The following is a 4,547-nucleotide window of genomic DNA, read 5'->3' as shown; positions in this document are numbered from 1 at the left end:
GCCCGACCGATCCGGGTCGCGGCGACCGCCGCCGCCCGGCTGCGCGCCGGGGACCGGGCGGTACGCGTACCGGTGGAACCGCCGGACGAGGTGGCCGACCTGGCGGACGCGCTGAACGGGCTCGCGGCGGCGCTGGCGACCAGCGAGGGACGGCAGCGGGAGTTCCTGCTGTCCGTGTCGCACGAGCTGCGTACCCCGTTGACCGCCGTCCGGGGGTACGCGGAGGCACTCGCCGACGGCGTGATCGGCGCCGACGACGTCCCCGCCACCGGTCGGACGATGCTCGCCGAGGCGGAACACCTGGACCGGCTGGTCAGCGACCTGCTGGCACTCGCCCGCCTGGAGGCCGCCGACTTCCCGCTGGAACCGGTGCCGGTGGACCTGGCCCGGCTGGCCGCCGACGCCGAACGGACCTGGGCCGGCCGGTGCCGCGCCGTCGAGGTGGCGTTCCGGCTGGAGATCCCGGACCGGCCGGTGCCCGCGTACACCGATCCGGGTCGGATCCGGCAGGTGGTGGACGGGCTGCTGGAGAACGCGCTGCGGGTCGTACCCCCGGGGGCGCCGGTCGTGCTCGCGGTCCGGCCGGCCGGTGCGGACCCGTCGGCCGGCGGTGTCGTGGAGGTCCGCGACGGCGGACCCGGCTTCACCGACGACGACCTGGCCGTGGCGTTCGAGCGCGGCGCGTTGCACCAGCGGTACCGGGGGGTGCGCAAGGTGGGCAGCGGTCTGGGACTGGCGCTCGCGTCCGGCCTGGTCCGGCGGCTGGGCGGGGAGATCGTCGCCGGGCACGCTCCGGAGGGCGGCGCGGCGATCACCGTCCGGCTGCCCGGCGATCCTTACCCGACCCGAACATCGGCCTGACGCTCCGCTCGCCGTCGCGGGGAAGTCTGATGCCACACCGGAACCGACGAGAGGGAGAGTCATGGCACGTTGGGGAGTCGCCGCCACCACGCTGCTCACGGCGGTCACGCTGGGCCTGACCGGATGCGGTACGACCCGCGTCGGAGCGGAGTCGGCGCCGGAGGCGGCCGTCGAGGTCGCCGCGGCCATGGGCGCGGAGGGCCAGGCGCTCACCGCGATGGGCTTCGACGCCGCCGAGCTGGACGTGCTGACCGTCGCCGCGCCGGCGTCGGCCACGCCGTCACCGTCCTCCTCGACGGTCGCCGAGCCGGGCCGGCGGGAGCGCGCCGAGGAGTGGCGCAAGCGCCGCCAGGCCCGGGTGCTGCTGCGGCAGAACACCCTGCACGGTGAGGTGGTCGTGCAGACCAAGGACGGCGGCACGAAGACCGTCGCGGTGCAGCGCGGCGAGGTGACCGCGATCGACGGCGGGAAGATGACCGTGAAGTCCACCGACGGCTTCACCATGACCTGGACCTTCGGCCCCGAGCTGCGGGTGCTGGAGCGCCGCCGGACGGTCCAGCCCGAGGCGGTCGAGGTCGGCAGGGTCCTCGGCGTCGCGGGCGTGAAGGACGGCGAGAACGGCGTGGCCCGTCTGATCGTCCTGCCGCGCGGCAGGTAGTAGTAAGGAAGGGCCCCCCGTTAACGCCTCGCGTTGTACGGGGGGCCCTTCTTAACGCAGCCGACGGCTCAGTAGACGCGGGAGCCGATCCAGTCGTCGTGGCCGTAGCCGACCGGGTTCGGGAAGGTACGGGACTCGAAGGACCACTGCTGGCGGGCGCTGGTCGAGCAGGTGGCCAGCCGCAACCGGGGAGTGCCGAACCACGGGTTGTCGAACGCGAGGCAGAGGTTCGTGTTGCCGGCGGTCCGGATCTGGGAGCCGGTCAGCACGAACTTCTGGTTCGCCCCGCCGTGGCAGTCGTAGATGTTGACCGCCGTGCCGGAGGTCAACGATCCGCCGGAGACGTCCAGGCAGCGGTCGTGGGACAGCTCGGAGTGCAGCGACCGGCGGGTCGGGTCGTACCAGAAGCCCTGGTTACGGCCCCCGTGGCAGGCGTACGACTGCTGCACCGTGCCGTTGCGCGAGTCGTACCCCCGGCCGTCCACGCAGGTGCCGGTGGCCGTGTTGCGCAGCTGCCGGAACTCGAAGAGCCCCGGGTAGAGGACACCGGAGCCGGTGCTGGCCGGGTCGACACAGGTCGCCCGATCCTGCCCGGAGGCGTAGAACTGGGTGATGCACTGGGCGAACATGCCGTGGCCACGCGCATTCGGGTGGAACGACTGCCGCGCCGCGTTCTCGTCCCAGATGCCGACCTCGATGTAGAGGCCGCGTACGGAGGTGTTGTCGGTGCACACCTCGTGGCCGTGGAAGAGCCGGCTGGCGTCGAGGTACCGGGTGCCGGTGGTGGCCGCCGCCGCCCGCAGCGCCGACTCGAACAGCGGCACCGCCTTGTTCCGGGCGAACGCCGCGTCGGCCAGGTAGAGCAGGCAGCCGCCGGCGTACCAGCCGGGGAAGTTCGGGTTGTCCTCGACGTCCGGGCTGCCCGGGCTCGGGTACGACATCAGCACCAGCTCGTAGTCCGACCGCAGGTAACCGGCGGAGGTCATGGTCTGGCGGATGGAGGTGAGCGCCTCCTCCACCGCGCGCCGGCTGCCGTCGGTGCGGATCGTCCACTGGTCGGTGTAGCGCGGGTAGCACGGGTCCTGGAAGAACACCCGGCTGACGGCGCAGTCGGTGGCGACCGGGCCGAACTGGATGGTGCCGTCGCCGTTCGCGCCGACGACGACCCAGATCAGCTTGACGTGCGTGTTGCGCGCCTTGATCGCGAGCTGGTCGCCCTGGTTCAGTTCGTTGTGCTGGGTGGGCCCGCCCGCGATCAGGTTCCACGGGGTGGCGCCGGAACAGGCGACGTTGTACTTCTCGTCGGCGGTGATGCCGGTGCGGAACACCGCCTGGTCGTACGAGCGGTCGCACCAGTTGCCGGGTTGGTGGGTGCCCGGGACGTAGTTGCCCACGCCCTCTCCGGAGATCTCGCTGTCACCCATGGTGACCAGCGCAGTGCGCCGTTGCTCCAGCGGGCGGATGTCGGGGGCGCCGTAGAGGGCGGTGGCCTCGGCGGCGCGGATCGCTTCGAGGTTCGTCGGGAGTGGTTGGACGGCCGGGCGGTCGGCGGCGGCGGCGGGCGAGGCCGGCCCGGTGAGCATCGGCAGGACGAGAGCGGTGGCGAGGACGGCGGTGACGGTCCGTCGGATCGTCCGTTCGCGCCTGGCGCGGGTACCAAGCATCGACGCACTCCTTTCGGCTCGATCGTGGGGTTTCGATCGAGTTACCGGACGGTAACGCGCGTGTCGACGTATGTGAATACGTCTCGGAAAGCTTGCGCGCGGAGTGCAGAACCGGGCGATCCCGAAATTTCGTCAGTCTGGCCGCCGTCCGCCGGGGTCGGTCCCGGCCGGCCGACGGGTCCTGTCGCCCTGCTGGCAGGCAAGGTAGGCTATGGCGTCGTGTCGTCCGCTACCCAGGGGAATCTCGTGAAGCTCTCGATCCTCATGCCGGTCTACAACGAGGAAGAACGCATCGCGGATGCCTTGAAGCAGGCCCTCGCGGTGGACTACCCGTGCGAGATCGAGCTGCTCGTCGTCGACGACGGCAGCCGCGACGGCACCGGCGAGATCCTCGGCCGGGCGGACGACGCGCGCCTCCGGGTCATCACGCACCAGCGCAACGCCGGCAAGGGCGCGGCCATCAAGACCGCGGTGGACAACGCCGAGGGCGACTACATGGTCATCCTCGACGCCGACCTGGAGTACGACCCGCAGGACATTCCGAGGCTGCTCGACCCGGTGCTCGACGGGCGGGCCGAGGTGGTCTACGGCAACCGCACCTTCGGCAGCCACAGCGCCTACAGCTTCTGGTACGTGATGGGCAACAAGGGCGTCACCATGGCGGCGAACGTCCTGTTCAACTCCTACATCGGCGACCTGGAGACCTGCTTCAAGCTGATGCCGGTGGCCCTCTACCGCTCGCTGGACATCCGCTCCCGCGGCTTCGGCATGGAAGCCGAGGTGACCGGCAAGCTGCTGCGTCGCCGCATCCGGCCGTACGAGGTGCCGATCAGCTACCGCGCCCGGGGTCGCGAGGAGGGCAAGAAGATCACCTGGAAGGACGGGGTCGAGGCGATCTGGATCCTGGGCCGCGAGCGTGCTCGCCGTCGCCCCCGCGTCGCCCCGACCCGCTGACCCACTGACCCTTCCGTCCGCGCTCAGCCCACCAGCGCAGGCCGCAGGAACGTGACGACCGATCGGCGCAGGCCGGCCGCGTCCAGCCCGTGCCAGCGGGTGTGGTCGTCGGCCGTACCGTACCGCCGGAGCTCCTCCCGGCCCACGCCCAGCGCCAGCAGGCGGTGCGGCCGGTCGGCCAGCCCCGCCGACACCACCCGGGCGGACGTCCCGGCGAGGTAGGGCTCGACCAGGATCACCGCGTCACCGGCCAGCGCACGCAGGCCGGTCACGTCGAACGGTCGCGGTCGGTTCGTGTACGCCACCGTCACCGGCAGGTCGGCCACCGCGGCCTCTCGTCGTACGTGGGGAGGGCTGAGATGGAGCTGCCGATCCGGACGTTCCGGGTGACGCGTGCGGACCTGGTCCGG

At 71.8% G+C, this 4,547-nt stretch carries 4 protein-coding genes and 1 pseudogene; 3 read left to right on the top strand and 2 right to left on the bottom strand.

Annotated features, from left to right (window positions below; genetic code table 11):
- Positions 1–861, top strand: an 861-nt coding sequence (locus AB0I76_RS23090) for a HAMP domain-containing sensor histidine kinase (protein ID WP_357039027.1), incomplete at its 5' end; no start/stop codon positions are given.
- 61 nt (positions 862–922) lie between these two features.
- Complete coding sequence (locus tag AB0I76_RS23085; protein ID WP_357039024.1) at positions 923–1,519, top strand: hypothetical protein; 597 nt, start codon at positions 923–925, stop codon at positions 1,517–1,519.
- Between the two features lie 68 nt (positions 1,520–1,587).
- Here AB0I76_RS23085 and AB0I76_RS23080 read toward each other — a convergent pair whose 3' ends face one another.
- Positions 1,588–3,183, bottom strand: coding sequence for a ricin-type beta-trefoil lectin domain protein (locus AB0I76_RS23080; protein WP_357039021.1), 1,596 nt, complete (start codon positions 3,181–3,183; stop codon positions 1,588–1,590).
- Between the two features lie 246 nt (positions 3,184–3,429).
- Here AB0I76_RS23080 and AB0I76_RS23075 point away from each other — a divergent pair, with 246 nt between their 5' ends.
- On the top strand, positions 3,430–4,137 hold the full coding sequence (locus tag AB0I76_RS23075) for a glycosyltransferase family 2 protein (protein ID WP_357039018.1): 708 nt from the start codon (positions 3,430–3,432) through the stop codon (positions 4,135–4,137).
- 23 nt (positions 4,138–4,160) lie between these two features.
- Here AB0I76_RS23075 and AB0I76_RS23070 read toward each other — a convergent pair.
- Positions 4,161–4,547: pseudogene (locus tag AB0I76_RS23070) on the bottom strand (hypothetical protein); the annotation flags it as partial.

It is taken from the genome of Micromonospora sp. NPDC049799, from assembly GCF_040656655.1.
Lineage (GTDB): Bacteria > Actinomycetota > Actinomycetes > Mycobacteriales > Micromonosporaceae > Micromonospora.
Note: the sequence above shows the minus strand (reverse complement) of the source record. Positions and strands in the feature narration are given on the sequence as shown.